Annotated in this window: 22 protein-coding genes and 1 pseudogene; 10 read left to right on the forward strand and 13 right to left on the reverse strand. The window is 58.1% G+C overall.

The window, feature by feature from the left end; all coding sequences use genetic code 11:
* The first annotated feature begins 18 nt into the window (after positions 1 to 18).
* The 3 genes from Enr13x_RS20540 to Enr13x_RS20550 all read left to right on the forward strand — a co-directional run bounded on the left by Enr13x_RS20540 (position 19) and on the right by Enr13x_RS20550 (position 2740).
* Positions 19 to 594: a DinB family protein gene (locus tag Enr13x_RS20540; RefSeq protein WP_145388794.1), complete on the forward strand. Its 576-nt coding sequence runs from the start codon at positions 19 to 21 to the stop codon at positions 592 to 594.
* Between the two features lie 607 nt (positions 595 to 1201).
* Complete coding sequence (locus Enr13x_RS38125; RefSeq protein WP_197455241.1) at positions 1202 to 2149, forward strand: TlpA family protein disulfide reductase; 948 nt, start codon at positions 1202 to 1204, stop codon at positions 2147 to 2149.
* 84 nt (positions 2150 to 2233) lie between these two features.
* Positions 2234 to 2740: a hypothetical protein gene (locus Enr13x_RS20550; protein WP_145388796.1), complete on the forward strand. Its 507-nt coding sequence runs from the start codon at positions 2234 to 2236 to the stop codon at positions 2738 to 2740.
* 124 nt (positions 2741 to 2864) lie between these two features.
* Here the strand turns inward: Enr13x_RS20550 and Enr13x_RS20555 are convergent, their stop codons facing one another.
* From Enr13x_RS20555 to Enr13x_RS20565, 3 genes are all read right to left on the reverse strand, one after another.
* Positions 2865 to 3491 (reverse strand): tetratricopeptide repeat protein, encoded by a 627-nt coding sequence (locus tag Enr13x_RS20555; RefSeq protein WP_145388797.1) that lies wholly within the window; start codon positions 3489 to 3491, stop codon positions 2865 to 2867.
* Positions 3492 to 3595: 104 nt separating this feature from the next.
* The gene (locus tag Enr13x_RS20560) at positions 3596 to 3952 is read right to left on the reverse strand and encodes a hypothetical protein (protein WP_145388798.1); all 357 of its coding nucleotides are present in this window, start codon (positions 3950 to 3952) and stop codon (positions 3596 to 3598) included.
* A 473-nt stretch (positions 3953 to 4425) separates the two neighbouring features.
* Complete coding sequence (locus Enr13x_RS20565) at positions 4426 to 4617, reverse strand: hypothetical protein (RefSeq protein WP_145388799.1); 192 nt, start codon at positions 4615 to 4617, stop codon at positions 4426 to 4428.
* Positions 4618 to 4992: 375 nt separating this feature from the next.
* Here Enr13x_RS20565 and Enr13x_RS20570 point away from each other — a divergent pair, with 375 nt between their 5' ends.
* From Enr13x_RS20570 to Enr13x_RS20585, 4 genes are all read left to right on the forward strand, one after another.
* Positions 4993 to 5337, forward strand: coding sequence for a hypothetical protein (locus tag Enr13x_RS20570; RefSeq protein ID WP_145388800.1), 345 nt, complete (start codon positions 4993 to 4995; stop codon positions 5335 to 5337).
* A gap of 183 nt (positions 5338 to 5520) precedes the next feature.
* Positions 5521 to 5727 carry a carbon storage regulator gene (locus tag Enr13x_RS20575; protein ID WP_145388801.1) on the forward strand — a complete coding sequence of 69 codons (207 nt, stop codon included), beginning with the start codon at positions 5521 to 5523 and terminating at the stop codon, positions 5725 to 5727.
* A gap of 323 nt (positions 5728 to 6050) precedes the next feature.
* On the forward strand, positions 6051 to 11240 hold the full coding sequence (locus Enr13x_RS20580; protein ID WP_197455242.1) for an FG-GAP repeat domain-containing protein: 5190 nt from the start codon (positions 6051 to 6053) through the stop codon (positions 11238 to 11240).
* A 257-nt stretch (positions 11241 to 11497) separates the two neighbouring features.
* Complete coding sequence (locus tag Enr13x_RS20585; RefSeq protein WP_145388803.1) at positions 11498 to 12949, forward strand: alkaline phosphatase D family protein; 1452 nt, start codon at positions 11498 to 11500, stop codon at positions 12947 to 12949.
* Between the two features lie 261 nt (positions 12950 to 13210).
* Here Enr13x_RS20585 and Enr13x_RS20590 read toward each other — a convergent pair whose 3' ends face one another.
* Positions 13211 to 15061: a glycerophosphodiester phosphodiesterase family protein gene (locus Enr13x_RS20590; protein WP_145388804.1), complete on the reverse strand. Its 1851-nt coding sequence runs from the start codon at positions 15059 to 15061 to the stop codon at positions 13211 to 13213.
* A 272-nt stretch (positions 15062 to 15333) separates the two neighbouring features.
* Positions 15334 to 17625 (reverse strand): TonB-dependent receptor, encoded by a 2292-nt coding sequence (locus Enr13x_RS20595; protein WP_145388805.1) that lies wholly within the window; start codon positions 17623 to 17625, stop codon positions 15334 to 15336.
* Positions 17626 to 17983: 358 nt separating this feature from the next.
* Between Enr13x_RS20595 and Enr13x_RS39845 the strand changes: the two genes are divergently transcribed.
* Complete coding sequence (locus Enr13x_RS39845; protein ID WP_145388806.1) at positions 17984 to 18187, forward strand: hemin uptake protein HemP; 204 nt, start codon at positions 17984 to 17986, stop codon at positions 18185 to 18187.
* The gene (locus Enr13x_RS20605) at positions 18184 to 18933 is read left to right on the forward strand and encodes an energy transducer TonB (RefSeq protein ID WP_145388807.1); all 750 of its coding nucleotides are present in this window, start codon (positions 18184 to 18186) and stop codon (positions 18931 to 18933) included. The genes Enr13x_RS39845 and Enr13x_RS20605 overlap by 4 nt, the downstream gene beginning before the upstream one ends.
* Before the next feature lie 284 nt (positions 18934 to 19217).
* Here Enr13x_RS20605 and Enr13x_RS20610 read toward each other — a convergent pair whose 3' ends face one another.
* From Enr13x_RS20610 to Enr13x_RS20645, 8 genes are all read right to left on the reverse strand, one after another.
* A complete protein-coding gene (locus Enr13x_RS20610) occupies positions 19218 to 19637 on the reverse strand; it encodes a hypothetical protein (protein WP_145388808.1) in 420 nt (139 codons plus the stop codon).
* A 220-nt stretch (positions 19638 to 19857) separates the two neighbouring features.
* A complete protein-coding gene (gene pncA, locus Enr13x_RS20615) occupies positions 19858 to 20496 on the reverse strand; it encodes a bifunctional nicotinamidase/pyrazinamidase (protein ID WP_231743668.1) in 639 nt (212 codons plus the stop codon).
* Complete coding sequence (locus Enr13x_RS20620; RefSeq protein ID WP_145388809.1) at positions 20486 to 21175, reverse strand: NUDIX hydrolase; 690 nt, start codon at positions 21173 to 21175, stop codon at positions 20486 to 20488. The genes pncA and Enr13x_RS20620 overlap by 11 nt, the downstream gene beginning before the upstream one ends.
* The gene (locus Enr13x_RS20625; protein ID WP_145388810.1) at positions 21172 to 22650 is read right to left on the reverse strand and encodes a nicotinate phosphoribosyltransferase; all 1479 of its coding nucleotides are present in this window, start codon (positions 22648 to 22650) and stop codon (positions 21172 to 21174) included. Before Enr13x_RS20625 ends, Enr13x_RS20620 begins: the two co-directional genes overlap by 4 nt.
* Positions 22651 to 22697: 47 nt before the next feature.
* On the reverse strand, positions 22698 to 23030 hold the full coding sequence (locus Enr13x_RS20630; protein WP_145388811.1) for a zinc ribbon domain-containing protein YjdM: 333 nt from the start codon (positions 23028 to 23030) through the stop codon (positions 22698 to 22700).
* Positions 23031 to 23476: 446 nt separating this feature from the next.
* A complete protein-coding gene (locus tag Enr13x_RS20635) occupies positions 23477 to 24043 on the reverse strand; it encodes a carboxymuconolactone decarboxylase family protein (RefSeq protein ID WP_145388812.1) in 567 nt (188 codons plus the stop codon).
* A 197-nt stretch (positions 24044 to 24240) separates the two neighbouring features.
* On the reverse strand, positions 24241 to 25356 hold the full coding sequence (locus Enr13x_RS20640) for a hypothetical protein (RefSeq protein WP_145388813.1): 1116 nt from the start codon (positions 25354 to 25356) through the stop codon (positions 24241 to 24243).
* A gap of 196 nt (positions 25357 to 25552) precedes the next feature.
* Positions 25553 to 26113, reverse strand: coding sequence for an EF-hand domain-containing protein (locus Enr13x_RS20645; protein ID WP_145388814.1), 561 nt, complete (start codon positions 26111 to 26113; stop codon positions 25553 to 25555).
* 228 nt (positions 26114 to 26341) lie between these two features.
* On the opposite strand from Enr13x_RS20645, the pseudogene Enr13x_RS20650 reads away from it, so the two are divergent.
* Positions 26342 to 26455 (forward strand): annotated as a pseudogene (locus Enr13x_RS20650) (ECF-type sigma factor); the annotation flags it as partial.
* Positions 26456 to 26508: the final 53 nt, after the last annotated feature.

Consider the following 26508-nt stretch of genomic DNA (forward strand, 5'->3'; position numbering starts at 1 on the left):
CAAGTGATTAGGTTCAAGATGGAAAATTTCGGCTCAACGACGTGGCTTGATGCGATGCGTGAGACGGTAGCGTCCTACCGACGCATGATTGACGCCACCATCGCGCAACTGACTGATGCAGAACTCCACTCGCGTCCTGCGATGGACGCGAACTCAGTCGCAATCCTCCTGCGCCACCTCGGAGGTAATCTCCACAGCCGTTGGACAGATTTTTTGACAACCGACGGCGAAAAGCCCGACCGCGATCGTGATGCCGAGTTTCTTGATTGGGATGGCGACCGGCAGTCGCTGCTGGAGTACTTTGATCGCGGATGGTCGGCGCTGGTCAACGCCGTCGACTCAATCGACGCCGAAAACGTCGGTCAGACGATACACATCAGGGGTGAACCGCATACAGTCGCGCAAGCACTGACTCGTTCCGTCACTCATCTAACCTATCACGTCGGCCAGATTGTGATGGTCGCTCGGATGGTTCACGATGGCCAATGGCGTTGGCTAACGATCGCGCCTGGATTGTCTGCCGATCATAACGACCGCACTTGGGGCACCAAGGCCAGTCGCAGCGTGTTTGCCGATGAAAAAGACGCCAAATAGCCATGTGAGACGAGAAGGGGCTGGACTCTTTTCCGTCTTTGGCGGCATGCCGGAGATCGCTGCGACCCCGTCCGGGCAACGCTGTGAAGCATTTTTTAGCGGTAGGGCGCGAGCCCTCCGGTGTTGTGGCAGAGATGAAGAACCGGAGGGCTCGCGCCCTGCCGCTAAAACGTCAAGAAACACATGGGGAAAATGCATCACAGCGTTGCCGTCCGGGGTCGATGGAGGATCGGGGGTGTGGTCCGGAGGTGGCGCTGCGCTGACCTCCGGCTACTCGCTGCAATCCCTCCGGGATGAAGACGACGCTTCGGCGCGGTTGTTTGATGTGGTCATGATCGCCACGTGGCTGTCGCCAGTTTCTTTGGTCCACTGGCCGCAGGGCGTCCGCGTGGTAAAACGATCCCTGCAGACCGTTGACTCAATCGGGCAACGATTCTGGCTTGATCTGCGAGCACTGCAGCGGCGATTGGTTGACGCTGATCATTCTGCTGACAAAAAGCAATCCGCACCCTGCCCATCCGAATTTGAGAAAGACGCCATGCGATTCTTCAAAACGTTTCTAGTTTTTGCGGTGTCGGTGGCATTGCTTGGTGCGATCGGAAGAGGCATGGCAAATGACGAGGTCGAGGCCCAGTCCGAACAAGCTGAGACGGTCGGCACGATCACCGGCCAAGTGGCTTTGCCTGCTGAAATTCCTGATTGGTTTCGCGGCGGAGAGCTGTCACTCGAAAAAGCGATGGTTGTCGTTGAAGGAATGTATCGGGGGCCACGGCTGAAGCGGCCCGAGAATTATCGCGAGATGTCCAACGAAGAACGGAAAGCGTGGTTTGCTGAATTCGAAAAGACGGACGCCTACGACGAGTATCAACGCAAGAAGCGAGAAGCCTATGAGAGCCGGCCCGTGTGGACGTTTCCCGTCGCGGCGGACGGCCGTTTCGTCGTGAAAGGACTGGAGCTGGGCCGCTACAATGTGATCCCGGTGATTCCCCATCTTGCCGCGAAAGGCAAAGAGGTTGCAAGCCAATCATGGGGATCAGCGTTCAAGCAAATTGTTCTGAGCGAAGAACGCCAATCCATTCGCGTCGGCAAGATGGAATTGAAACTGCAGAACGTGGTGATGCCCGGCGATGTTGCACCGTCTTGGACGGCCAAACGATACGATGGCGGCGAAATCAAATCGACGGATTTTCTGGGACGGTATCTGGTCGTCGATTTCTGGGCCACATGGTGCGGCCCATGCATCGCCGAAATACCAAACCTCGCCAAAGTTTACGAAGAGTTTGGTGGCGATCAGCTTGAAATCATTGGTCTGAGCGTCGACAGCTCCATCGATCTGCCGTCGAGATTTCTTCAAAAGCGTCCGGTGCCGTATCCCCATGGCTACCTCGGCGCGTGGCACGACACCGAGACGACCACGCAGGATTTTGGAGTGCAAAGCGTCCCGTCGATTTGGCTGATCGGCCCCGATGGCCGAGTCCTGGCCCGTGACTTGACAGGTGAAAAAATCGGCAACGCTGTCCGCGCGGCACTCGAGAAAACCGCTGCAAAGAAGTAAAAGCGAGTGAAGCGAAACTTCTAGGGAATCGGCAACGATTGGCAGAGTTGGTGGGGGGCACAAAATGACGTTACGATGGCCTGCATGGAAACCGACTCTTTAATTGCGGCGAAGCCTTCGACCATGCGATTCCCCAACGTCCAGCTGGACGAGGGTTGGGAGGTGTCGACCTTCGTGATTGTTGATGACGTTGAGGACTTAGATGCGTTAACGCCGGAACATCGAAAGATCGCTAGGTCACTTGCCGTTATCTATCGCAACGTTGGGATTCGTGGCATCGCGAATTGGAAGGGGGGCACCAAGACTTCACCAAGGGATTTCTTGGATATCGTGGTTACTGTTTTTGATGACGTGGAGAGCTGTCGCCGTCAATGGGACGCAAAGTACGAAAGCAACGGATTTGAGGACGAGTTCACGAAGCATGTCGAGAAGAACCATACCTACCTTGATCGGCGAGATTTGAACATGCGTTTGATCCGGGTTCGCAATGCCTGGATAAGCACTTGTCAAACGTCGAATGGAGAGATGCACATTAGAATTGGTGCTGAACTTCTCGCTCAATGTACGCAAACAGCCAAAGAAGGGCCCTAGCCATGCCGATTGCGATTCAGAGAGAATTGTGCCACCCAGAGAGAATTGTGCCACCCACCCAATGCAATCGGATGTTGCCGGCAGGTTCGGTGGATGGCACCGGACGACGTGGTCGCCCAACTTTCTAACGATCGCTCAAGGTGATCTGGTCCTGAGCGTGCGGTGCCGAAGAGGTTCCTGCCACCGGGCGCGGGGGCGATGGCGGGACCGCGAGCGGGAAGATGCCGGGGGCGAAGTCAATCGGTACCACGCAATTCGGCGGTTCGATGTGATTGAGCTTCCAGTCCCATCGTCGCCAGAATGAAAGGCCGCTCGCCCACTGGTTGATGGCCGACCGGACTTGAACGGCCGCCGGCGCGTCGCGGTCTTTTATTTCCCCCAACACGTCGAGCGCTCCGCTGGGCAGATTCCCCAACAGCAGTGCAGTCGCATAGTTGATCAGCAGCACGTCATCGGCGTCACTTCGTACCATCGTCGTACCGGGGCTGAGTGAAAGGCCGCGAAAGATCTGGATGGCTTCGTCGGTTTTACCGATCCGCAAGGCGCAGACGCCCAAACAACTGCGATGGAGGTGATTGGGGGGAAGCGTTCGCAATGAGTGGTAGGCAGCAGTGTAATCGCCGCTGCGGATCTGGTTGAAAATGGGGCTTGGCAGTCTGACGCCCTGGGGCAGTGCGGCGGCGGAGTCAGGTTGATGGGCAGCACGGATGGCTGAGGTGATGGCGTGCGAGAGTGTGTTGGATTTGGACATAACGATCTCCAGGCAGACCGGTTGCGCGGTTCAAGCCGGCAGCCGAATCTGAGACGGGTTTAGTTTGCAGAAAGCATCAGGGACAACGAAAAATCGTCCCGCGTCTAAATCTGCAAGCGAACCCCGAGCGCGGTGAGCGAAGTTTGTCCACGCCAGCCCTTGCCGGATCGCAAGAACGAACCGTCCCCGAGCGGCAATCTGTCAACGCTACGATGCGGAGCGAGGAAACACGCCGCATTGGGTTGCCCAGGTTTCGTCCCCTCTCGATCGGATCGACCGATCGTCTCACCCGGCAACGCGGCCTGACCGAGAACGGTGCCAACCAGTCGGGTCGGCTGGTCTCCGTGATCGAGTAGCGCGGCGGAGGGCGAAGCAACGATGCCGAAACCAAAGCCGACAACGCACGCCCAGACAAGCGTCTGACGCAAGTTGAAACGGCGGCTGAGTCGGCGAGTTCGCATGGATGGTTGGCTACGGAGAGAACGTATCACGATCAATCATCACACGTTCTTATCGTCGGTCAAGAGGCGATCGCGCAGCATTTTTCGTGCGAGTTTGCAATTGGGCCGTACGCCCACTGCCATCTACTTTGGCTCTTAACGTGTTAAGACCGTCGGAAGAATAAGTGGCGGGGATTGATTGTGGGATAGGCTTCCAGCCTAGCGTTTTCGCCATGACAGGCTGGAAGCCTATCCCACCTATTCTTCCGACGGTCCTTAGCGGAACGTCGCGAGCGGGCTGTCGATTTTGTGAGCCGCGACGCGTAAGCGGCCGGGCACTGCGACGCTGCCCGAGGCCTGACGGCCAGCGGCTCACCATTGACTCAGTAGATCCCGACTAAATCGACAGCCCGCCAGCCGTCCGGTTTCCGCGTGAAAGACCGGAGGGCTCGCGCCCTACCGCTAACAAAAGGCATTGGGCGCGAACTCGCGTCCTACATCCGTTTCGATTCATAGGGGTTCGGCAGGGTTGCCAGCACGTCGGATGCTTCCTCGAACGACTTGTAGGGCCCGCCCTCGACCAGGACGCCGCCGCGTTGCATGGCGACCGATTCCGGAGTGGCCCCCTCGGGGATTTCGGCAATGGTGAATCCGTCGTCGACTTCGATGATGATGAAACCATTCATGTGATGTCTCCTTCGGTTTGGGGGTGGGCAATGGCAGTCCCGGTGCCGGTCACAGGCATGTCTGAGCCGAACAACGGAAAACGACAGCGTTGCAAATCGCGTGACCAAAACACTCGTTATCCGCTGAACAGATCGTGAAAATGATGATTCGGGGATGATTTCGGGCGAAAGTGCCACCGGCGGTTTGGACGATCGTGAACAAATCGCAACGACATGTGTCAACGATTGAGATGCGATTGACGGTTGCCGCTGGCAGACGACAAATTGGCACGATGGCGACAATTTGTCATCGAAAGCTGGCAAGTCGGTTGCGTGGCACGTAAAATGCTTTTAACGACGGAGTCAGGCTGTTCTCGCATTGCGGAGGTCACTTCGATGGATTTCTTGGGTCATGTTCTGACGCGGGCCGGCCAGTGGATTGAGCACTGGTACGAGGCGTTTACCACGGTTGAGACGGAGTTACTTGACGGCGACGAATGGGTCGAGTTCCTCGGTGGACCGCTCGACGGCTATCGACACGCCGTGGACCCCGCTCGCATTTACCATCTGCCGCCTTCACTGGTGCTGCCCATTAGCGCATCGCGAATTGCTCGTTTTGGCGACATCGTGGACGAAAGCGAGCTGGTCGAACCGATGGGCCGCCCGAGCAGCTACGCCTTGTACGATTTGGAGCCCTGCGGGGACCGTTGGTGTTATCGTTTCAGCCAAGAAGAGGCGTAGGCCTGCGACGCATGCGGCCTGCACCGCGTTCTCCTGTCGGACCCTAATGAAGACGGAGTGTCGGAGTAAGATGCCTGCTGACGACTGCTTGATTGGCACAAAGGTTGCAACCGTGAAAGTCAGCACGCGACAGCGATGACGCTGTAGGCAGACTCAACGTCAGAACCATCGAGGAGACGAATCATGCTGGTGTTATCACGGAAAGAGAACGAGCGCATTCAAATCGGTGACGAGATCGTGCTGACGATCACTGCGATCAAGGGGAATCGTGTTTCGGTCGGGATCGACGCTCCGCAGGAAGTCGCCATCCGCCGTGGTGAACTGCATCACATCGCAACCGACCGGCAAGACCAGGGGAAATCAAATTCGCGACGCCGACGAGTCGCCTAAGACATTTTGTCGTGCCTTCCAGGCATTCTGCCGCCCAATGTCTTGCTACATTCAGCACGTCACGCGTCGGATCCTCCAACGCGGCGCCGTCGCAAGCGGGCTGCAGGTACCGCGGCGTCCCTTCACAGCGCCGCATTTGGCCACTTAGAAATCCCGGATTACGCGGATCGATCCCCCCAGGTGCTTGAGTCCGTAGCGTCATTGTCTAAAGTTTAGCGGGTCGTTGGACCGCATCGGGCTCTCCACCGGGGAATTGGCTCGCGTCGGGGCGGTCGCGGGCTTTCTGATCCAGATGGACGAGTGTGAAGATGCAAGGCGGAAAAATGGGGCGACATCGCACAACGGGTGGACGACCGCTGCGGCGGTTGATGGCCGAGACGCTTGAGCGGCGCTGGATGCTCGCCGGCAATGTGGTGGAGTCGGAACCGAATGACGACATGGCCACGGCCGATGTGTTTTCCGGATCACAAATTTTGAGCGGGTCCTTTTCGACACCCGCCGACAGCGATTTCTTTCGCACATCGCTGCAGCACGGCGATTCGATGATCATCGACCCGCGATATTCTGATAGTGCAGCCGGGGACCGCCAGCCTTTTACCGCATTCGATCTGCTCAATGCCTCGGGCAGCGTCGTGATCGAGTCGACGGATCTGTTTCAAAGCATTTTTGTCGCTCCGAAATCCGGCGACTACTTTTTGCGTGTTCATGCGGGGAATCGGTTCAACTTACCGAGCACGGATTACGCAATCAGCGTGACCATCGATCCGTTTCGTGGACGCGACGAAATCGAGCCAAACGAGTCGGTGAGTCAGGCCACGGAGGTCGCCGCACCGACGATGCTTCGGGGCGAACTGGATAACTCCGCGGATCTCGACGTGTTTTCCGTTCAAGCTTCCGCCGGCCAAACACTGATCCTGGATCTCGCCAACGATCCCCTTGATCCACCCGGTGCCGTGCCGGAAGTTTCGCTCCACAATCCCGACGGAACACTCGTCGCTGCGGACACCAACGGCTTGGGATTGGTGCATTCGGTCCAACAAAGCGGACAGTATTCCCTGACGTTTAAAACGCCAGGTTCCGCCACCACTCCCCTTCCTTACGCCGCGTCGCTCTCGTTTTACGCAGACGCCTTGGTTGAGCCGGAGCATGGGGATGAACTCCAAGATCATGGGAGTGTCTGGCACGTCACCGAAGCGGTCACCACCAGGGCATCGGTTTTGGAAGCGGTCGGTGACGTCGATGTGATTGCGTTAGAGGGGCGTGGATTGGAGACGTTTCGCTTTGATTTTCGTAGCAATTCCAATGACCACATGGCGCTTGCCGGTCGACGTCTGACGCTGCTCAATGGGTACGGTCAGTTGCTCGCGTACGCCGATCAACATCGTTTTGACCACCAACTTCTACCGGCACTTTCGACGCCCGGTCGCTACTTTCTACTGATCGAAGCCACGTCCGAATTGGGGCTCGGTGCGTATGCGGTCAGCGGTTCGACGATTGGGATGTTTGCCGACCAACGCGACGTCCCGCTCTTCTTTTTCGACTTCGATCAACAGTTGGCGGAGCACCGTGGGCGTTCGTTCGATACGGCGTTCGAGGATCCTCAAAATATTCCATTTCTGATCGGCGGTTTTGAGGCCATCTATGATCGCCACGATGTCGATGTGACCACCGTGCTACCGGCTGAAGGTGACAGCTACATCTCGCATGGAACCGGAGGCTTTGAGGGATCCGGACATTCTGGAAATGGTCAACGTGGATTCCGAACGGCAGAAGGTTCTTCGCTTGCCGATTCGGTGCGTGGCTTTCCGACCGGCAACATCTATCACGAAGTCGGCCATGCGATGTCGCTCAATCACGTGCGGGATCCTCTTCAGCAAGTGACTTGGGCGAACTTTGGAAAAGGGTTGTATCCGGGAACGGCGTTCGGATTCAACATCGGGCCGGTCGCAACGGAGGTGATCTACAACCATGCTGATCAGGCGGATTGGGTGCTCCAGTCGGGGGCGCAACATCGGCACGAAATCGGCGACGATTCCGCGGTCGACTTGAATCGCTTGATCGACGAGATGAAGTACGAAGTGGACGAGCACCCTCCGGTGGAAGTTGGTCGGCAGCCGCACTCGATCGTCAAAGGCGACTTCGATGGCAACGGCTTTCGGGACTTGGCGACGGCCAACAGCGGCGACGGAACGGTCAGCGTGTTGTTTGCGGCGCCGGATGGATCGTTCACTCAGACCGCCCAACTCAATGTCGGCCCCGATGCCACGTTTGCCGACACGCTGGTGGCTGCCGACTTCAACCACGACGGAATCGACGACCTCGCCCACTCCCGATACGAAACCGTCGGCAGCGTTTCGATTTTTCTGGGCAGCGAGACTGGTCAGTTTGTCGATGGGGGCAGTCTTCCCGCGGGGAATCGGCCGAACTCGATACGCAGTGCGGACTTCAACGGCGACGGCAATCCCGACTTGGCGGTGGTCAACTATTTTGGGGCCAGCGTCACCCTTCTGATCGGCAACGGCGATGGCACGTTCACGTCCGGCGAGACGCTCGCGACGGGCGGTCGCCGATCAAACGGAATCGAGATCTCTGATGTCAACGATGACGGCAACGTCGACCTGTTGGTCAGTGACGCTTTGGGGGCCGCCGTCACGGTTCTACTGGGACGCGGCGATGGAACGTTCGAGTCCGGAAAACGATTCGTCGTGCCGTCGGATTCCCAAGATGTCGTCGCGCTGAACCTGAACAACGATCGTTTCCCGGACGTCGCCAGCATCAGCCGGACGACGGGATCCATCGATTTGTTTCTCGCCGACGAGAATGGCGATCTTAGCCTGCATGAATCCATTCCCGGAAGCGACGGGTCCTTTATGCTCGAAACCGGTGACTTCAACGGGGATGGTCACGACGACGTCGCCGTTCCCGTTCGTGACCATTCGATCGTGGAAGTGCACCTGAATGATGGTGAAGGGCGTTTCAGTCGGGCCATCCAATTCGATCCCGGGGGACTGTATGAAGCCGGATTTCTGGTGGAAGACGCCGATGGCGACGGGGCGGACGATCTTTGGATCGCGGAGTCCGAAGGCGATTCAGTTCGGCTGCTGACTTCTGCGGCGAACGATCCACGCAACGATCGAGCCGTCATCCACGCTTCGATCGACGCTCCGCAGCAAGTCGATCAATTCCTCTTGCAAGCGGAGGCGGGTGAGACTTTTCTGTTTGATATCGACGCTGCCGAGTATCAATACCCACTCGACGCCGGACTTGTTCTCAAGAACGAGCAAGGTGTGGTGATCGCGGAGAACTCGCAGGCCATCGACTCCGGCAGCGGGATCGCCTCGCTCGACCCGAGCCTGATGCACCACTTCAACGTCTCCGGTCGCTATACCTTGGAGGTTTTCGGGGAGCACCAATCGCAGGGAAAATATCGCTTGAAAGTGACGCCCCAATCAGCGTTTGACGATGCGGGGCCGCGCGTGTTGAGGGCCTATCCAGAACAAGATGACGTCATCGATCAAACGCGACAGTTGATTTTCTGGCTCAATGATGCGATTGATCCCGAATCGATGACGCCGCAGAACATTCGTGTTGTTGGTGAGCATTCGGGCCTGCGTTCCGGGCAAGCAACTTTTGATCCCGTCAACAAGATCCTCATTTGGACGGCCGACCAACTGCTCCCCCTCGATGAGTATACCGTGTCCCTCGACGGATTGACCGACCCGCTCGGCAACGCGCTCGATGGAGAGTCGGCCGGACTTCGTTTTCCATCGATCAGCGGTGACGGCACGGCCGGCGGCGCGCTGCGGTATTTGTTTACCATCGATCGAACGGACACCACGGCCGCAAACCTGGACAGCGTTGACGTCGTGGAAACGGAATACGATACCCACGTGATTCACCTGCAGTTCAACGAACACCTGGATATCCCCCTGACGCATGAACGTGACGCAGTTCTGACGTATTCTGGAACCGACCAGGTGTTCGGCACGGCAGACGATTACACCGTGCCGTTGGACGCCTTCTATCAACGCGACTACTCGCACGTCGAGTCACCGGGGCACCTCCGGTTGATGTCGCGAGGGTATCTGAAACCCGGATCCTATCGTTTGTCTGCAGAACTGGTCGACGAATCAGGAAAGCCGATTGAATTGGACGAGACGCTGACGGTTCAGCCAACCGTGACGCCTTTCGGTGTGTCCGTCACCGACGCAAATTTCCAACCCGGCACGGCTCACCAGCTCGGCTCGTTGCAGCAGATCGAGATGCGTTTTAGTCATCCCGTCGATCCCGACACACTGACGACCGACAACTTTCGCATTCGCTATTCCTTGGATGCTAGCTTTTTCGAATCGGATGACCAATTCCTGGTCGAGTCCGACGGGGCGATTGAGTGGCAGCCGCAGACGTTGACGGCGGTGTTTCGTCCGGCAGCACCTCTCCCCGAAGGTTTTTATTTGGTCGAATTGGACGGGGACGCCACGGGGATTCTCGATACAGCGGGGGAACAGCTTGACGGCGAGTTCTTAGATTCAAACGTTGCCGGATCAGGTGACTGGGCTATCTATGCGGACGTCGCTTCGGGGGATGGTCGTCCTGGCGGCGACTACCGCGCGTTCTTTCAGATCGTTGATCGGACTCCCGGAGCCCCCGATTTGAACCGCGTCGTCCGACACGCCCCGTTGAACGAATCGACCCATGCCGATTCACTGCAATTCCGACTCGAGTTTAGTGAACAAGTCGGCCAGGTCGACGCTTCGGACTTCGTCGTCGTTGGGGGATCGACGGCGCTTGTGACAAACGTCAGCTCCGTACAAAGCACCGGAGAAATCGTATTCGAACTGACGGTGTCGGGTGGTGACCTTCCCGATTTCGACGGCATCGTCGGGATTGACCTCTCCGAGACGCACGACATCCAGGACGTTCTCGGGAACCCACTCAGTGAGGCGTCCCCCGAGATCAACGAAAAGTTTTTCGTTGACAACACCGCTCCAACGTCTGGCCCGGTGGTGACCGATGGCGGACAACACAGTATCGTCCGATCGGTCAGCGTCACGTTTGACTCGCCCGTCACGATTGATGAAGGTGCCTTTGAAGTCCAGACGCTCGACGGCATGGGCGTTTCGATTACATCACAAATCGAAGTGTTGCCGGAGGGAACGCGGGCAACCATCGGGTTCCAGGGGCCCTTGGTCGACGCCTCCGGTTCGCTGTTGGACGGGATCTATCGGCTTGCGATCCGCGATGGCTATGTGCGAGATGCCGCGGGCAATAGCTTCGACGGAGACTTCGATGGCACACCCGGCGGCCGCTACGTCGACGAATTCTTTCGCCTGTTCGGTGACAGCGACGGCGACCGCGATGTCGATGGCCAAGACTACGGACGATTTGGCCTGAGTTTTCTAAAATCGGCTTCCGAAGATGGCTACGACCCTCGTTTCGATTCAGACGACGACGGAGACGTGGACGGCCAAGACTACGGTCGATTCGGATTGAATTTTCTGAAGCGAATTTGAATCGGGGCTTTCGTTCCGCCGTGCATTTCCGGTCTCGGGTATCAGGGGCAGGGCAAAACGATGGGGGCAAAACGATGGGGTGGGAAAACGGTGGCGTGGTACGGAAGGCAGCATGATTCGGGATAAAAAGGGGACGGGATAAAAAGGGGGCGGGGGTTGAATTGGCGTTCTGACGACGAGGAGTGGTGTGAGTTGTTTGGGGTCGGGCTGGTGGCCTAGAATGTCGGACACCTTGCCCCGACCTCGAAGGAAAACTGATGAAAACGAAACCTTGGACGACGCTTCTCAACCCGTTCATCGCGACGCTGTTGCTCGCCGCAGGAACGTCTGCTGGGGCAAAAGAACCCCTGACCGGTGGCGAGCAGGATCCAGTGATGCTGGATCTGGATCCCTACTTGATCGACGCCCTGTACGGCAGTGATCCCAAGGGACAAACCGGACGATTCGGCGCCGAAGGTGCGATGGCGGATCTGTTGACCGAACCCGAGTTCGTCAAGTTGGTCGAAAAACACGACTTGAAACTGTTCAATGGCCCCATGCTCGGCGATCTCAAGCCGACGTCGGCGAAGTTTTGGGTTCGCACCGCGGGGCCGGCACGGGTTCAAATCAACGTCGGGGAACAGACATCTGAAAGCGTGCAGACCGCCGCCGATGACGACTTCACGGCCGTCATGACGGTGACGGGATTGCAACCGTTCACGGACTACGACTATTCGGTCAACGTCGATGGCCGAACGATCCAGTCCGCGGCGTTCCAATTTCGGACGGCGCCGGACACGGGGCAAAAGGTTGACTTCGACGTGACGTTCGGATCGGGGTCACGCTACGTTCCGCCGAACGAATTCGCGTGGCGCAACATGGCCCAATCGCGACCGTTGGCGTACTTGGGGCTTGGCGACAACGTTTACATCGATGTCGTCAATCGCCGCGGTGCCCAACGTTTATTCTACTACCGTCGTTGCCTCAGCCCGGCCTATCGAGAGCTGATTGCCGGCGTTGGCATGTATGCCGTTTGGGACGACCACGACATGGCCATGAATGATTCCTCCGGCGGCGCTGGTCTGGAAGCGGACTGGAAACGCCCCAACTGGAAGGTCTTCACTCAAAACTGGAACAATCCGCATTACGGCGGTGGTCCGGAAATGCCCGGCACCTGGCATTCATTCTCGCTCGGGGACGTCGATTTCTTCATGACCGACGGACGTTTCTACCGCGACAAACGGGACCGAACCATGTTGGGACCGGACCAGAAGCAATGGCTGCTTGATGGACTGGCCCAGGCCAAAGGCAAGTTCAAAGTGATCGCGTCGGGAACCATGTGGTCCGACGGTGCCGACAAAGACGGCAAGGACTCGTGGGCCGGCAGTTGGGCGCGGTCCGAACGCGACGAGATCTTTGACCTGATCAACGATCGCAAGATCGATGGCGTGATTCTGATTTCCGGGGACCGCCACCGTTCGGACATCTGGAAAATTGATCGTCCACGCGGCTATCCGCTGTATGAGTTTGTGTCGGCCAAGGTGACGAACCAACACACGCACCAGACGTTCCCCAACGCCGTCTGGTCCTACAATGAAGGCAACTTTTGGGGGCAACTCCATTTCGACCTGCGCAGCGACGATCCCGTGATGACGTTCAAGTGCATCGACAACAGTGGAGAGATCGTCAAGGAATTTCCGTTGAAACTGAGCGAGTTGAGTCACGATTGAACCGCGGTCGGCGGAATGAGAATGTGTTAGCGGAACGGCGCGAGCGGGCTGTCTATTTTGTGAGCCGCGACGCGTAAGCGGCCGGGCACTGCGACGCTGCCCGAGGCCTGACGGCCAGCGGCTCACCACTGACTCAGCAGATCCCGACTAAAACGACAGCCCGCGAGCCGTCCGGTCGCGCTTCAAAAACACCGTGAAAGACCGGAGGGCTCGCGCCCTGCCGCTAACAAAGAGCAAGACGGTGTGAGCCAATCGGCCGAATCAATCGACAGGCCCGTCCGCAATCAACGAAAGCAGCAATCGCGGATGGTCGGTGTAGATCCGCTGGACGCCGAGTTTGAGCAGGCGTTTCATCGTGTCCGGGTCATTGACCGTCCACGCGCCGACGGCGATCCCGGCCGCTTTGATCTTTTGAACCTTCGCCGACGTGATGCCTGCGTGATGGACCACCAACGCTTCGAATCCGTGTTGCTTTGCGATCGCGATGTCGTCGTCGATGTTCGTCTGCTTGCCCCGATCCCAGAACACGGGGATCGTGGGGGCGAGTCGTTTCACATGGGCCATGTAGTCGAGGTTTCCATCATTGAACCCGACCCAGCGTACGGCGTGCATCTTGTTGACGAGCGCCACGGCGTCTGCGACGCAATCCATTTTGGGCTGTATCGAAACCCGTGTTCGGTATTGCGTCATGACCAACTGCAACACGTCTTTCAACAGCGGAAGACGTTGCGGAGGGCATTCGTCGATGCTCTTGCCGGTTCGTTTGCGAAAGTCGGTGGCCACGTCGATCTTTGAAAGCTGTTCATAGGTCGTTTCAGCGACCACGCGGTCTTGGTCGCCGACACGATTTGTGGTTTGGTCGTGAATGACAACAAGCCGTCCGTCTTGGGTGCGAAGGATGTCCAACTCGATCCAGTCGACTCCGAGATCGATCCCACTCTGGAACGCCGGCATCGTATTCTCGGGAAACCTTCCTGAATTTCCCCGATGCGCCGTCACGCCGTTGTCGAGAAACGGTTCCGTGTGTCCAACGATCTCGTCGCGTTTTTTCTGAAACAACTCCAGCCAACTCAACGTCAGTGCCTCGGGGATCGTCTTTGCCGGACGGATTTCATCCGGCGTCTTTCCCCAATAGAAGCCGATCCAGCCGGTCGCGTGGGGCCGGGATTGATCGATGAACTGTTCCAGTTCGTCGGCGCCACACTTCAACGTGAACGTCTCTTCGATGACGACCGGTTTACCGACCGCCGCAAATCCCTTGACCGTCTCAATCGCTTCGGCCAGCTTGCCCGATTCCGGGTAAATGTGCATGGCGATGAAGTCCAAGTCGTCGGCAATCAGCTCGGGATCGAATCCCGAAGTCATCCCGGGGCGATCCAAACTCCACGGCACCAAGCCGACGGTGACCAGGTGCTGTTTGTCGTGCTGGCGGATCGACGAGACGAGCAGGCGGATCCATTCTCGTGCGACATCCGTCCTGTTTCGATTCTTTCGATCCAGCGCGATGAACTGCACAAAGTGCTTGCCGGCGAAACCTGGTCCCAACCAATCGTCACGTTGTTTGTCGCCTCCAGGCACGACCGGTTCGTTCATCAAGTCGTAGCAGAAGATGGCGGGGCTTGCCGAACACGTCTCGGCGACGGCTCCCCAGAAGACCGCTTGCGCCGACCAACGGTCTTCTTCGCTGAGTCTGTCATACCACTCGGGCACGTCTTGTTTGTGGTAACAGCCCAGCCCGGTCAGGTCGAGGTACAGCCCGGTTTGCTCGGCCAGCTGAATCAGACGAGTGAGTTGGTCGAGCGAATCTTGCCGCGGCTCCGCCGGGCTTTCCATGAACCGGCCGAATTGAAGATGAATGCGGACCACGTTGGCACCGAGCGTTTTCATCTCCACAAAAGCGGATTCTATCGTGGGCCATTGGTCATCCCAGTAATCCTCGAGCAGTTGACCATCGCCTTCGTGGTCGTAATTGAAGCCCCACGGGACAAAGGGAGATCCAGACTCTGCGCGGACGAACCCCGTGCCCTCGTCATTTACCCGGATCCGTTGCAATTCAGCCGCGGCGAGATGGCTGGTGAGAACAAGCAGCAGCGGGAGCACTCGATAAAACATCGGCAGGTTGACCTCGGTTTCGGTTCAGGCATGCGAGTCTATCGGTCGCGATGGAGAACGCAAGCGAATTGACGACGCCAAGAGCGCTGGTGTGCACGCTTTAGCCGCCCTGCCTCGCTGTTCCGCAGCGAGCAGTCATTGCCTGAAGAGACCGGCCAGCTCGATGCGACCGCTTTTTCACGTACGATGGCCCTTCCGGGCCGTCGTCCGCTGGACTCCCGACGACGACCTGGAAAGGACGTCGTACAGCACTCTATCAATCGACGAGATCATTACAACGCGTATTGATAACCGAACACGGCGTTGAATCCTGCACCGTCCACTCCGCTGCCGAGCACACGATAGTACTTGTCGGTGATGTTCTCCAGCGACAACGAGACTTGGTGCTGATTGTCCGTTCCAAAAGTGCGCCCCATGCGGACATTCAACGTCGCGTATCCGGGGGTGCCGCCGGCGATGAATCGAACGTCGCTCAGGTTTGATTCGCTGTAGCGGTCGGCGCGGTCCACCATCCAGGTATACACATCGATGTACGATCGGTGGCAAGGCTCGGTCAGACGCAGCCCGAGGATGCCTTGCATCGGCGGGATGCGTGAAATCGGATCGTCGTTGGTGGTCACCGTCCCGTAGGTGTAGTAGAAGTTGCCGTACAGGGCGAGGTTGCGGTTGATCACGTACTCACCGGCCAGTTCGGTTCCATTGATGTACGCTTCTTGATTGGTCAGAAATCGCGATCCGCCGATCGTTTCGCGGTTGATGAAGCTGTCGAAATCGGTCCAAAACTCCGTCAGCTGCAGTCGCAAACGATCGTCATTGAACTTCAGCCCGACTTCATACGTCTTGCTGTGTTCCGGTTCGACGTCCAGGTTACCGACCAGCGGCGTCGATTGGTTATTTTGCAAGAACGTCTTGTTGGCCGTCAGGTCATCGATCGTGGGTGCCCGAAATCCTTCGTAGTAGCCGCCGACCAGACGCACGTCATCGGTCAGCTTGTACCCCAGGCCGACACTGGCAATCCAGTCTTGATAAGACCGTTCAAAATAGGTCGGGCCGAGGGTGTCAAAATTCGGCGTCGCCGACACGTTCAGGTTCTCGTACCTCAGCGAGGTCGTGGCATCGAGCCGACCGGTCAGCGCCACGTTCCAGGAGGCGTAGACGCCCACGCGATCGGCTTCGGAGTCATTGGGATATTGCGGGTCGGTGACCGTCGACGTTGCGCCGGGCGTATCCGGGTTGTCGATTTGCACACGTTCGGCGTCGATCGATTCGCTGTAGTAGTCGGTTCCGTAGGTCAGTTTGCCGTAATCGTTCATGTCCTTGACGAAGGACAAGGTCGTCCCCCATCCCCAGTCATCGAATTCGCCGATTTCACGACGGGTCACCACGGCGGCGGGGTCGTTGCCGGAATAGCGATCGACGACCGATGCTTCTTTGGTTCGCATCCCGGAGAGCGTGACGGAATACATGTCGGCGAGAACGGCATCTTCGGGCAGCAACCCTTCCAAACGCCCGTACAACAGATCGCGTTGTTGCGGATCGAAGACTGTCGGTCGCTGCGTCGGCACGGTTCCGTCGCTGGCCGGACCGAGCACGAAGGGCAAGAACCGATCGCTACGTTTGAGATCTTCCTGCTCGAAGTGCTGCATTGCGACGGTCAACAGGTGATTCTCCGTCAGCATGCGTTGCAGTTTCAAGTCTCCGGCGAACTGTTGGTAGTCGGTGCCAGGTTGCCGCCCCAAGTCGCCACCGCGATCCAGCCGACCGACGTCCAAGTACGACACGCCTCCGGTGAACCCCGTCGCTCCGTACCAACCGCTGAACCCGGTTCGCGTGTACGAGGACGCTTCGGCCGTGCTGTAAAATTGACTAAAGGAGGGGCTGGCGTAGTCGCCACGCAGCGGATCGGCGCTGCGAGTGACGACATTGATTACGCCGCCGATCGCGTCACTGCCCCAAAGGGCTGATTCGGCGCCGCGGATCACTTCGATGCGATCGATCGAACCGGGGTCGATCGTCGCCGCGTACTGGTTCGGTCCCGGGCGCAAAATGCTGGTGTTCATCCGAATCCCGTCGACCAAAATCAGGATCTGTTGCCCGGTCAAACCACGGATGAATGGTGACAGTTGTCCGTTGCCGGTTTGTTGCAACATCACGCCGACTTCGTTCTGCAACGCTCGATAGACCGTCGATGCTTGGCGGCGATCGAGTTCGTCGCGGTCGACGATTGTTCCCAAACGAGGCGTTTCGAACAAATCCGTCTCGCCGCGGAAGACGCTGTTGAGTCCCGTCGGATTGCTCATCGTGCCACCGAACAGTTGCTCGCTGAGCGACGGAAACGCGGCATTCTGCGGCCCAGCACTCGGTGGTGACGTCGGATCGATCCCGGTCGTTGGTGAATCCTGGCCGGAAAGCGGAGATACATTGTCCGCGGTGTCGGTTGCCGGTGCCTGGTCGGTTGCCGGTGGGCGCACCTCGATTTCCGGCAGAGTGGGCTCTTGGCCTGACGAACGGGTCTGCCAGAGGGCGAGCGCGAGCGTCAATGCGACGGTTGTCTTGTGTTTCACGATGTCGTCTATCCATCTGTGAACCGAATCGCCCCCGTCGCGACAATGCTAGGTCGGCGAATCCGTTCAAACTGATCCATTGGTTGTCATCGGCGTATCCAGTTCAATCGCTTTCAATTGCACCGAGGACGCCGTCAAAGTCAACGTGATGCGAACGATGCGATCCGGTTAGGCAAGACGACGCGGTGGAAAGTCCGCCGGGATCGGCGGGAAATCCACCGCCCGTGTCCGCGGCTGCGGGCCACAGGACACGCGGCGAGCCACGAAAATCGGCCATTCCAGGGCGAATTTGGCATCCAGACGAAGAGAAACGCTCACCGAGGGGGGATTGGCACGTCGTCTGCTAACAGAATTGCGAATGCAGCAATCCAACGACCAACCCGACGATCGAAAGGCCGACCCATCGGCACCCGACTGCCCCACCCCATCGCCGGAAGCTTCACCGTTGATTATCGCCTCGCACGACTTGTTTCGTGGTCGCGTTGAAATCTGGATCGAGCATGGCGAGTTGATGTACCGGCTTCGACGAACTTCCGCGGGAAAGTTATACTTGTGCAAATGAGTTTCCCCGTTCGCCCGACACTGTTTTCCCTGTTCATTCACGCAGTCGGTGCGGCGGTGCTGTGCGCCGTACCGCTGGCGGCGACCGACCGGTTCACGTCGGCGGGCCAACAACGGGTCGTCGCGATCCAGTTGAGCGTCGCCAGCCCGACGGCCCTGGATTTTCCGGTCCAGATTCTGCCACTGCCGACGATCCAACCGCTTGCAGCGATCGATCCATCACCTCCGGATCGATCCGTGGAGACTGCGAATCAGCCGTCGTTTGAGCCCGCCACGACCAGTCGGCTGCCTCCTCCACCGGACACTCCCGAATTTCGTTCCGAAGTCGACGTGACGCTGCATCGCCAATCCCCCGAAGTTGCGAAATTGCCCAGTATTGAAACGGTGGTTTCAGTACGGCCGCCCCGTCGGTCTGCCCGTAAAGTCACGCCGCCGGCGGTTGATGCGATCCCGATCCCCCAACCGGTCGGATTGTCACCCGAGACGCCCGTCGATTTTTCATCGAACCCGCCGCCGCAGTACCCGCTCGACGCCGCCCGCGACCGACTGCAAGGCACGGTGTTGTTGCGGTTGCGAGTCGACGAAGCCGGCAACGTCACTGAAGTCGAAATCATCGAATCAAGCGGCCACGGCTCGCTCGATCGGGCGGCCGTCCAGGCGGTGAAACGATGGAAAGGCCAACCGGCCCGACGCTTCGGCCGCGCGGTCGCGTCCGAAGAAGTCTTGCCGGTGCGTTTCCGTTTGTGATCAGGCGAACCACGGATGATCGCAAGACGACCCGGTAGGTTAAGGACCAATGTCGTTTAGCAACGCACCGAAAATCGGTGGGATAGGCGTCCAGGTTCGTCGAAGCTGAAATGACAGGCTGGAAGCCTATCCCACATTCAGAGATCCGACACTTTTATTCCGCTCGTTGCGAACACGTTCACCCGCAACGTAAGTGGCATCGCGCAAACGCCACCGGCAAGCATTGTGCCAGGCGTCAGGGACGCGGCGCAGACAGAAATTGATTCCGTTAGAGTCAGCCGTTTTCAAAGTCCAGGTCGGCCAGCCGGTGGCGGGGGGGCAATGCCCGCGTTGACGGGATTTCGCATCACGTTCTGAAAGCTGCGCTGAGTTTGCTGTGCGGCGACTGCGGTTTGGGCGACCTGTGTTTGTTGCACGATCATTGTCCGCAGACCCTCCAGTGCGGTTTGCAATTCGGATGGGTTGAGTTCTCCGCTGGCGTCGGCGTCGTAATTCGTGATCATCATCTGCGCCAGTGTTTGCGGGTTGGGCAGGTTTCTCAGCGCGATCGCGGTGGCGTCGGTGGTGGAGCTGTTGGCGATTTGCGGCTGCAAGCCGCCCCCAGCGTTTGGCATCCTGGGAGGCCCCAGGGGACCTTGGCCATCGGCATATTCCAGGACCAAGAGCATCAAGCTTGCAGCCAAAAAGATCGTGTGGCGGTTCATCGTATTCCCCATCGTGTCGGTCGTTGTGAGAATCGGCGGAACGGTGATCGCAACGACACGATGGCCCGTTCCGGACAATGCGCAACGCGCGTCCTGATCCGAAGGGGGCTTTTTCACGCAGACACGTCACGTCGAATCGCTTGAATGCTGTATTTCATTCGGCCGGCATGGGGCGACGGTCGAAAGGCATTCGATGACCGCGACTGCACTTGCGTCCATGTTAAAGTTCGTCACTGCGAGCCAGTTCGGCGCCCGCGTCTTGCATTTCTTTCAGGGCATGTTCGACGTCACCGGGGTTCATTTCGACGCCGCGACAGCCGTCGACCACCAGCGTGACGCGGAAGCCGTCGTTGATCGCATCCAACACCGTTGCCCGCACACAGTAATCGGTGGCCAATCCCATCACGAACACGTGTTGAATGTCGTGACGGCGCAAGTCGTCCGCCAGGCCCGTCGCATGTAGGTGTCCGTTGTCATAGAACGCGCTGTAACTATCGATCTGCCGTTGGGTTCCCTTGCGAACCACATGATCAATTCCATCCTGAGCCAACGATGCCACGAACTCCGCACCCTGCGAATGCTCGATACAGTGATCCGGCCAGGCGACTTGCGGTATTTCATCCAGCAAGAACTGATCTCCAATGGCCAGTCCGGCGTGTTGGCTGGCGAAACTTTGGTGATCGGCCGGGTGCCAGTCCTGTGTCGCAACCACCCAATTGAACTTGGGGATCAACCTGTTGGCCACTTCGATCACTTCCAACCCGCCGGGCACCGCCAGTGCTCCCCCGTCGACGAAATCATTCTGCAAATCAACCAGCAACAACGCTTGGTGATCTTTCGTGGTGCTGTCAGATTTCAAAGTTCACTCCCCGTTTGACCATTTCACGATAACGCTTTGGATTGAATCGATACAGCCGCGCGGCGCGATGCGCCACATCGGCCTCCACCTCATCAAGCTCCTCAAGCACCTCCATGCCAAGGATCTTTTTTCGGAAATTTCGTTTGTCGAGCGACCTGTCCAAAATGATCTCATAGAGTCGCTGCAACTGCCGCAACGTGAACTTTTTAGGTAGCAATTCAAAACCGACCGGTTCGTATCGCAGTTTGTTTTGCAGCCGTTGGTAGGCGGCTTTCAAGATCCGGTCGTGGTCAAATGCCAGGCGCGGGACGTCGTGGACGCCAAACCATGCCGCATCGCGGGCGTCCGTCGACGCGACGACACGGTGTTCCGAAAGACGGACCAACGCATAGTAGGCAACCGTGACGACGCGTTCGCGGGGATCGCGTTCGACGTTACCATAGGTGTAGAGCTGTTCGAGGAAGACTTTTTCGAGCCCCGTTTCTTCCCGCAGCTCGCGTTTGGCGGCATCTTCCAGCGACTCATCGAGATGGACGAAACCACCCGGCAAGGCCCATTTGCCGCGAAAGGGTTCCAAGTCACGTCGAATCAGCAGGACCTTCAACTCGGGTTCATCAAGCCCAAACACAACGCAGTCGACGGTCAACGCAGGCCTTGGATACTTGTAGGTCGACGTCATGTCGCGGTCCCCGTTTTGATGCGTTGCCTGGATTCGAGCACCATTTCAGCCTTCAAGTCATGCAAAGCGTGCTCGAGTCCGACGCGATATCGGTGCGGATGGTCGATCCGCAGAATCGTGCGATCAAATTGCTGCAATTGTTTCAGCGCTCGGCTGCGAATATCGTCCAGTGGGATCGATTCGCCGACAACGTTGCCTTGGCGGATCATCGGTTTGAGTAAGTCTTCGAACGCGACCGTCGCGGCGAACTCCGTTCGATGGGTGGCGTCTTGGAAATCGACGGCGGTGCAAGTCTCGGGAATCGGCTGCAGCTCGTTGTAGATCATGTCGGCGATCGCCATGCCATCGTCGTCCACGTAGCGGCGCACTTGTTGAATCCCCGGAGTCGACGTCTTGATTAATTGTTCGGAGACTTTGATGCGGGGCTGCCACTGCTGGGATTCGTCCTGGATCGCGCCGAGTTTGTAGACGCCACCGAGTGCGGGTTGGTCGTAAGCGGTGGCCAACTTGGTTCCGACGCCCCAGACCGTCACCGCAGCACCTTGAAACTTCAAGCTTTGAATCAGACGTTCGTCCAAGTCGTTGCTGGCGACAATCACCGCATCAGGGAATCCAGCCGCATCAAGAATCTTGCGGGCTTCAATGCTCAACCACGCCAGGTCCCCGGAATCCAGTCGGATGCCGACCATCCGATGCCCCGATTCGCGAAGCCGTCGCCCCACCTCGACCGCATGGCGAACCCCCTGCAACGTGTCGTACGTGTCGACCAGAAAGACGCAGTTGTTCGGCATCGCTTCGGCGTAGGCGGCGAAGGCGTCCGGTTCGCTGTCGAAGGACATCACCCAGCTGTGGGCGTGGGTGCCCTTGACCGGTATCCCGAACCGCTTGCCGGCCAACACATTCGAGGTTGCGGCACAACCGCCGATGAAGGCTGCACGACTGGCCGCCAACCCCCCGTCGATTCCCTGGGCCCGCCGCAAGCCAAATTCAAGCACGGCGTCGCCTTGGGCCGCCATCACGACGCGTGAGGCTTTGGTTGCGATCAAGGACTGGAAATTGATCAGGTTCAACATCGCGGTCTCGATCAACTGACATTGCACGATCGGCCCGCAGACACGCAGCAGCGGCTCATGCGGAAACACGACGGTGCCTTCCGGGATCGCATCCAGATCCAACGTCAGCTCGAGTTCGGCCAGGTACTGCAAGAACTCCGCGTCAAAAAGTGGCCGACCGTCATTGCCGACGAGCGTCCCCAGATATTCGACGTCGGAAGCGTCCAATCGAAACGAACGCAGGAAATCCAGCACCGGTTCCAGGCCCGCGGCAATCGCATAGCCGCCGTGAAACGGGCTGTTGCGAAAGAACAGATGAAACGCGGCGGACTGCTCCGCTTTGCCGCATTTCCAATAGCCATAGGCCATCGTCAACTCGTACAAGTCAGTCAGCAACGCCAGCGAATTCGATGATCGGTTCATGTTCCCTTTCCTCTTAGTGTCAATTATACACTAAGAGGGCGAGGGCGTCACGCTTTTTTGACAAATTCGGATTTCAGTGACATCGCTCCGATCCCGTCGACCTTGCAATCGATGTCATGATCGCCGTCAACGATCCGGATATTTTTGACTTTGGTGCCACCCTTGACGACGCCGCCCCTGAACTTCAAGTCCTTGATGACGATCACGGAATCGCCATTTTCGAGCACGTTGCCGTTTGCATCGCGCGTGGCATCATTGTCCGCCGCGGCAGCCTCCTCGGCCGGCGACCATTCATGGCCACAAGTGGGGCAGACCAGCAGCGGCCCGTCTTCGTAGGTGTATTCGCCGTCGCATTGCGGGCAGTTGGGTAAATCGCTCATCTATGGTTCACCGAGTCGTTCAATGAAATTGGAGCGACGATTATCCCGATTTGTGCCGGCTTGGGAAGCCAAGCCAAGTGAAGCGCATGAAAGCGATGGCTGCGATTCGTGTTCTCTTTGGGACGTAGCCAATATCGCAAATCAGTATCCGCAACGGTTCATGCAACCTTGATAACCGTAGCAAGGGCCTCCACGATCCGTTCTGTGAGGCAGTTGTTAGCGGCAGGGCGCGAGCCCTCCGGTCTTTCACGGCGTTTTAAAACGCGACCGGACGGCTCGCGGGCTGTCGATTGAGTCGGGATCTGCAGAGTCAATGGTGAGCCGCTGGCCGTCAGGCCTCGGGCAGCGTCGCAGTGCCCGGCCGCTTACGCGGCGCGCGGCTCACAAAATCGACAGCCCGCTCGCGCCGTTCCGCTAACAATCCTTCACCGCGTTGCCGGACGACTTCAGCTCGAGGGTTGAGCTTCGGCGCTCCACTCGTTTTTTGCGAAGGGTTTGTCGAGCGGGGTTTCGGCGACGTGATTGGTGTAGTTCGACAGGACCTTGAACGCGGTGCCCACGATCACATCGAGCACCGTTTGCTTGGTGTATCCCGCCTCCAACAGGGCTTCGATCTCGCTGTCTTCGACCCAGCCACGCTTGACGTTGACCGTCTCGGCAAAGACGCGGAGCGCTTCCAGTTTCGGATCGGCAATCGGGGTGCCGTCGCGAAGTGATTCGATCACATCCTCGGGCACCTTCAACCCTTGCATGATCGTCGTGTGCGCTGCCATACAATACGTGCAACCGTTCAGCCGATTGTTGGTCATCGCGATGATCTGACGCTCGGTGTGGGACAGTTCGGTCTTGGTGTCGAAGATCTCTGCGACCGTCCGATAGGCCTCCAGCAGCGCCGGGGATTCGGCCATGACGGCGTGCAGATTGGGCACAAATCCGTACGTCTTTTTACTTTTTTCCAACAGGGGCTTGCTTTCGCCGGCGGTTTCGATCGTGTGAACGGTGAAGTCTGTCATCGTGATTCCTCGTATTGATTTGACCAGTCGGATCAGTTTGGATCTCCTGATGCGTTGTGAATGGTTGATTGGCTTTTCCGTCCGCCAACACGAGATGGAAAAGATGGTGTCGGATCTAACCAGTGGGATAGGCTTCCAGCCTGTCATTGCTGTGTCGACAGGCTGGAAGCCTATCCCACAGAATTTTCGCTTATTACTTAGCGGGGACGCGATCTCGGTGGTGCAACAGGCAGGGGATGTTTGTGTTTGCGTCGTGCCATCATCACGGCAACCGTCAAGATCGCAATCGCGGGATAGGCGAGTCTTGGGAGCTCAAACGAATACGTGCTGCCAACCGGCTGGAGCCGCGATTCTGCCGTCTCGGCAAGTGATGCGATGAGCGCGTCGAGAGCCGCGTCGGACAGGGGAAGCTCCTTTCCGCCGGTGATCAGTTCGAACGAACGATGCAGTTGTAGCATCGATTCCCCTTGCGCGTTGAACCAGTCGTCGGCAGCGATGGAAGGCCCGATCAACAGAAGCTGTTGGTCGAACGCGATCGTTTCGTCTGTTCCACCGAACCAGTGTGTGAACATCGCGTCGGTGACTTCGTCGCTTGGATTCGACGCTTGATCGATCACCGATTGGATCTCTGGGGCAACGGGAAGAGCAAACGTCCACGGGGGAGCGTCATCGTCTTGCAGATCGTCCATTGAGTAAACGCTATTCGACGACGAAGACAACTCGATCAGTCCATCGATTGAGTCGTCGCTCGTGACCGAACGGGCGAGTGAAAGGGAGACAAGTTCCTGCTCACGTGTTTCGATGGCGGAAACCATGGTCAAGTCGAACAATTGTTGTTGGGCAAGTTCGGACTCAGTTTCCGTCTCGGATGTGATCGCATCGTCCACGGTTTCAGTCGATTCGGTTTCCGTGATTGCAACCAACGCTGCGTCCACTGCCGAGCTGGGTGACTGATCGGTCGCATCGGATGCGTCGGACCCCGGCGAGCGTCGTGCTTGCGGGCCGTGTCTCAGTGTCTCCGCGGCGTCCGTCTGTGACGTCAAGTCAGACGATGTGTTCTCCGTCAGATTGGAATTCGTTTCAGGCTGGGTTGGACCGATGAAAGCCTGCAAGCCGACGCGGTTTGCACTTTCAAACGTTCGCACTTCTTGCGTCAAGTCATCGCCGGCATTCTGCCGCGCACTGCTGGAGTCAGCGGCATCGGCAAACAGATCGAAATCAATTTCGTCACTGGCAAACAGATTGGCTGCCAAGAGTGATCGAGATTCGAGATGCTCGATGCGAAGAAAACGAATTTCGTGGGTCTCGTTCATGTCTCGTCTCCCAATGTTTTCGAGTTGTCTTACTGCGTCCGCCTTCGCTATCAAAACAGGAAGGATTTCGAGCGAAACGTCACGAAAAATTGGAGATTTCGAGCGACCGAGTGACCGGCGGTCATTCCGACCGCGGGTCGACTGCTTCAACGACCCTCGGGGGCACAGTTCCAACGCGATCGGCAACCAATCACAATCACAGTGGGCGTTGGGGCCGACCGTTGGCGCGGTTTCCAGGATCGTCGCCGGCGCGGTCGGGACCCTGCGGCGGACGGGCGTTCTTGAGTTGCTCTTCTTGTTCGTCGGTCAAGATCCCGGCGAGACGCTTGTCGACATCGGCTTGCAAGGCGGAGAGCTGGCGCGTTTGTTTGTCGTTCAGGTTCAGCGACCGCGCGATCGGTTCGGGCAGGACTTGGCCGGGTTGCGGGGGCGGGCCTTGGGGACCACCGTCTTGCGGCGGTGCGTTCAGGGCTTGTTGGTTTTGGGGGCCAAAGTTACCACCCTGCGGAGGCGGGCCGCCGCGTCCGAACTGATTGCTGCGACTTTGGCTTTGCAGAACCGCAGTCAGTTCCGCTTTGGTCACAACTCCATCTCGGTTGGCGTCCGCTTGGGTGAACAGCTGAATGATCATTTCAGTCGGGGGGCCACCGCCTCCACGCATGCCACCGGGCCCACCGCGTCCAGGTGGTTGGGCGAACAGGACGCTTGGCGTTGCCGCGATGGCGACGAGGACGGCGAATTGAAAGACACGATTCATGGTTGGGTTCCAAAGAGAGATTGACGAGCCGGGGAAGAGCGAATGGCGTTTGCGAGACAGCCATCCCGGAGGTAATGCGCCATCGGTCGATGACCAGGGCCACGCTTTTCAGAAATCTTTTTCGAATGGATCAGACGCCAAACGATTGAAGAGTTGACGACGGATGTCGAGAGCGGTGTCTCCGCAGCCGATTTGTTTTCCTCTCGACCGCAAACGTATCTGGACGACTTCACGGGGCTGACGATCGACGAAACCGCCGAGGTTCTCGGCGTTTCTCCACGAACCACGAAACGAAACTGGGCCTATGCAAGAGCTTGGTTGCAGCGGGAGATGTGCGTGTAGGGAGCACCAGCGATCCAAAGTGTGACATTTGTGACGAAGAAGCTCACCTAAGA

It is taken from the genome of Stieleria neptunia (assembly GCF_007754155.1).
Taxonomy (GTDB): domain Bacteria; phylum Planctomycetota; class Planctomycetia; order Pirellulales; family Pirellulaceae; genus Stieleria; species Stieleria neptunia.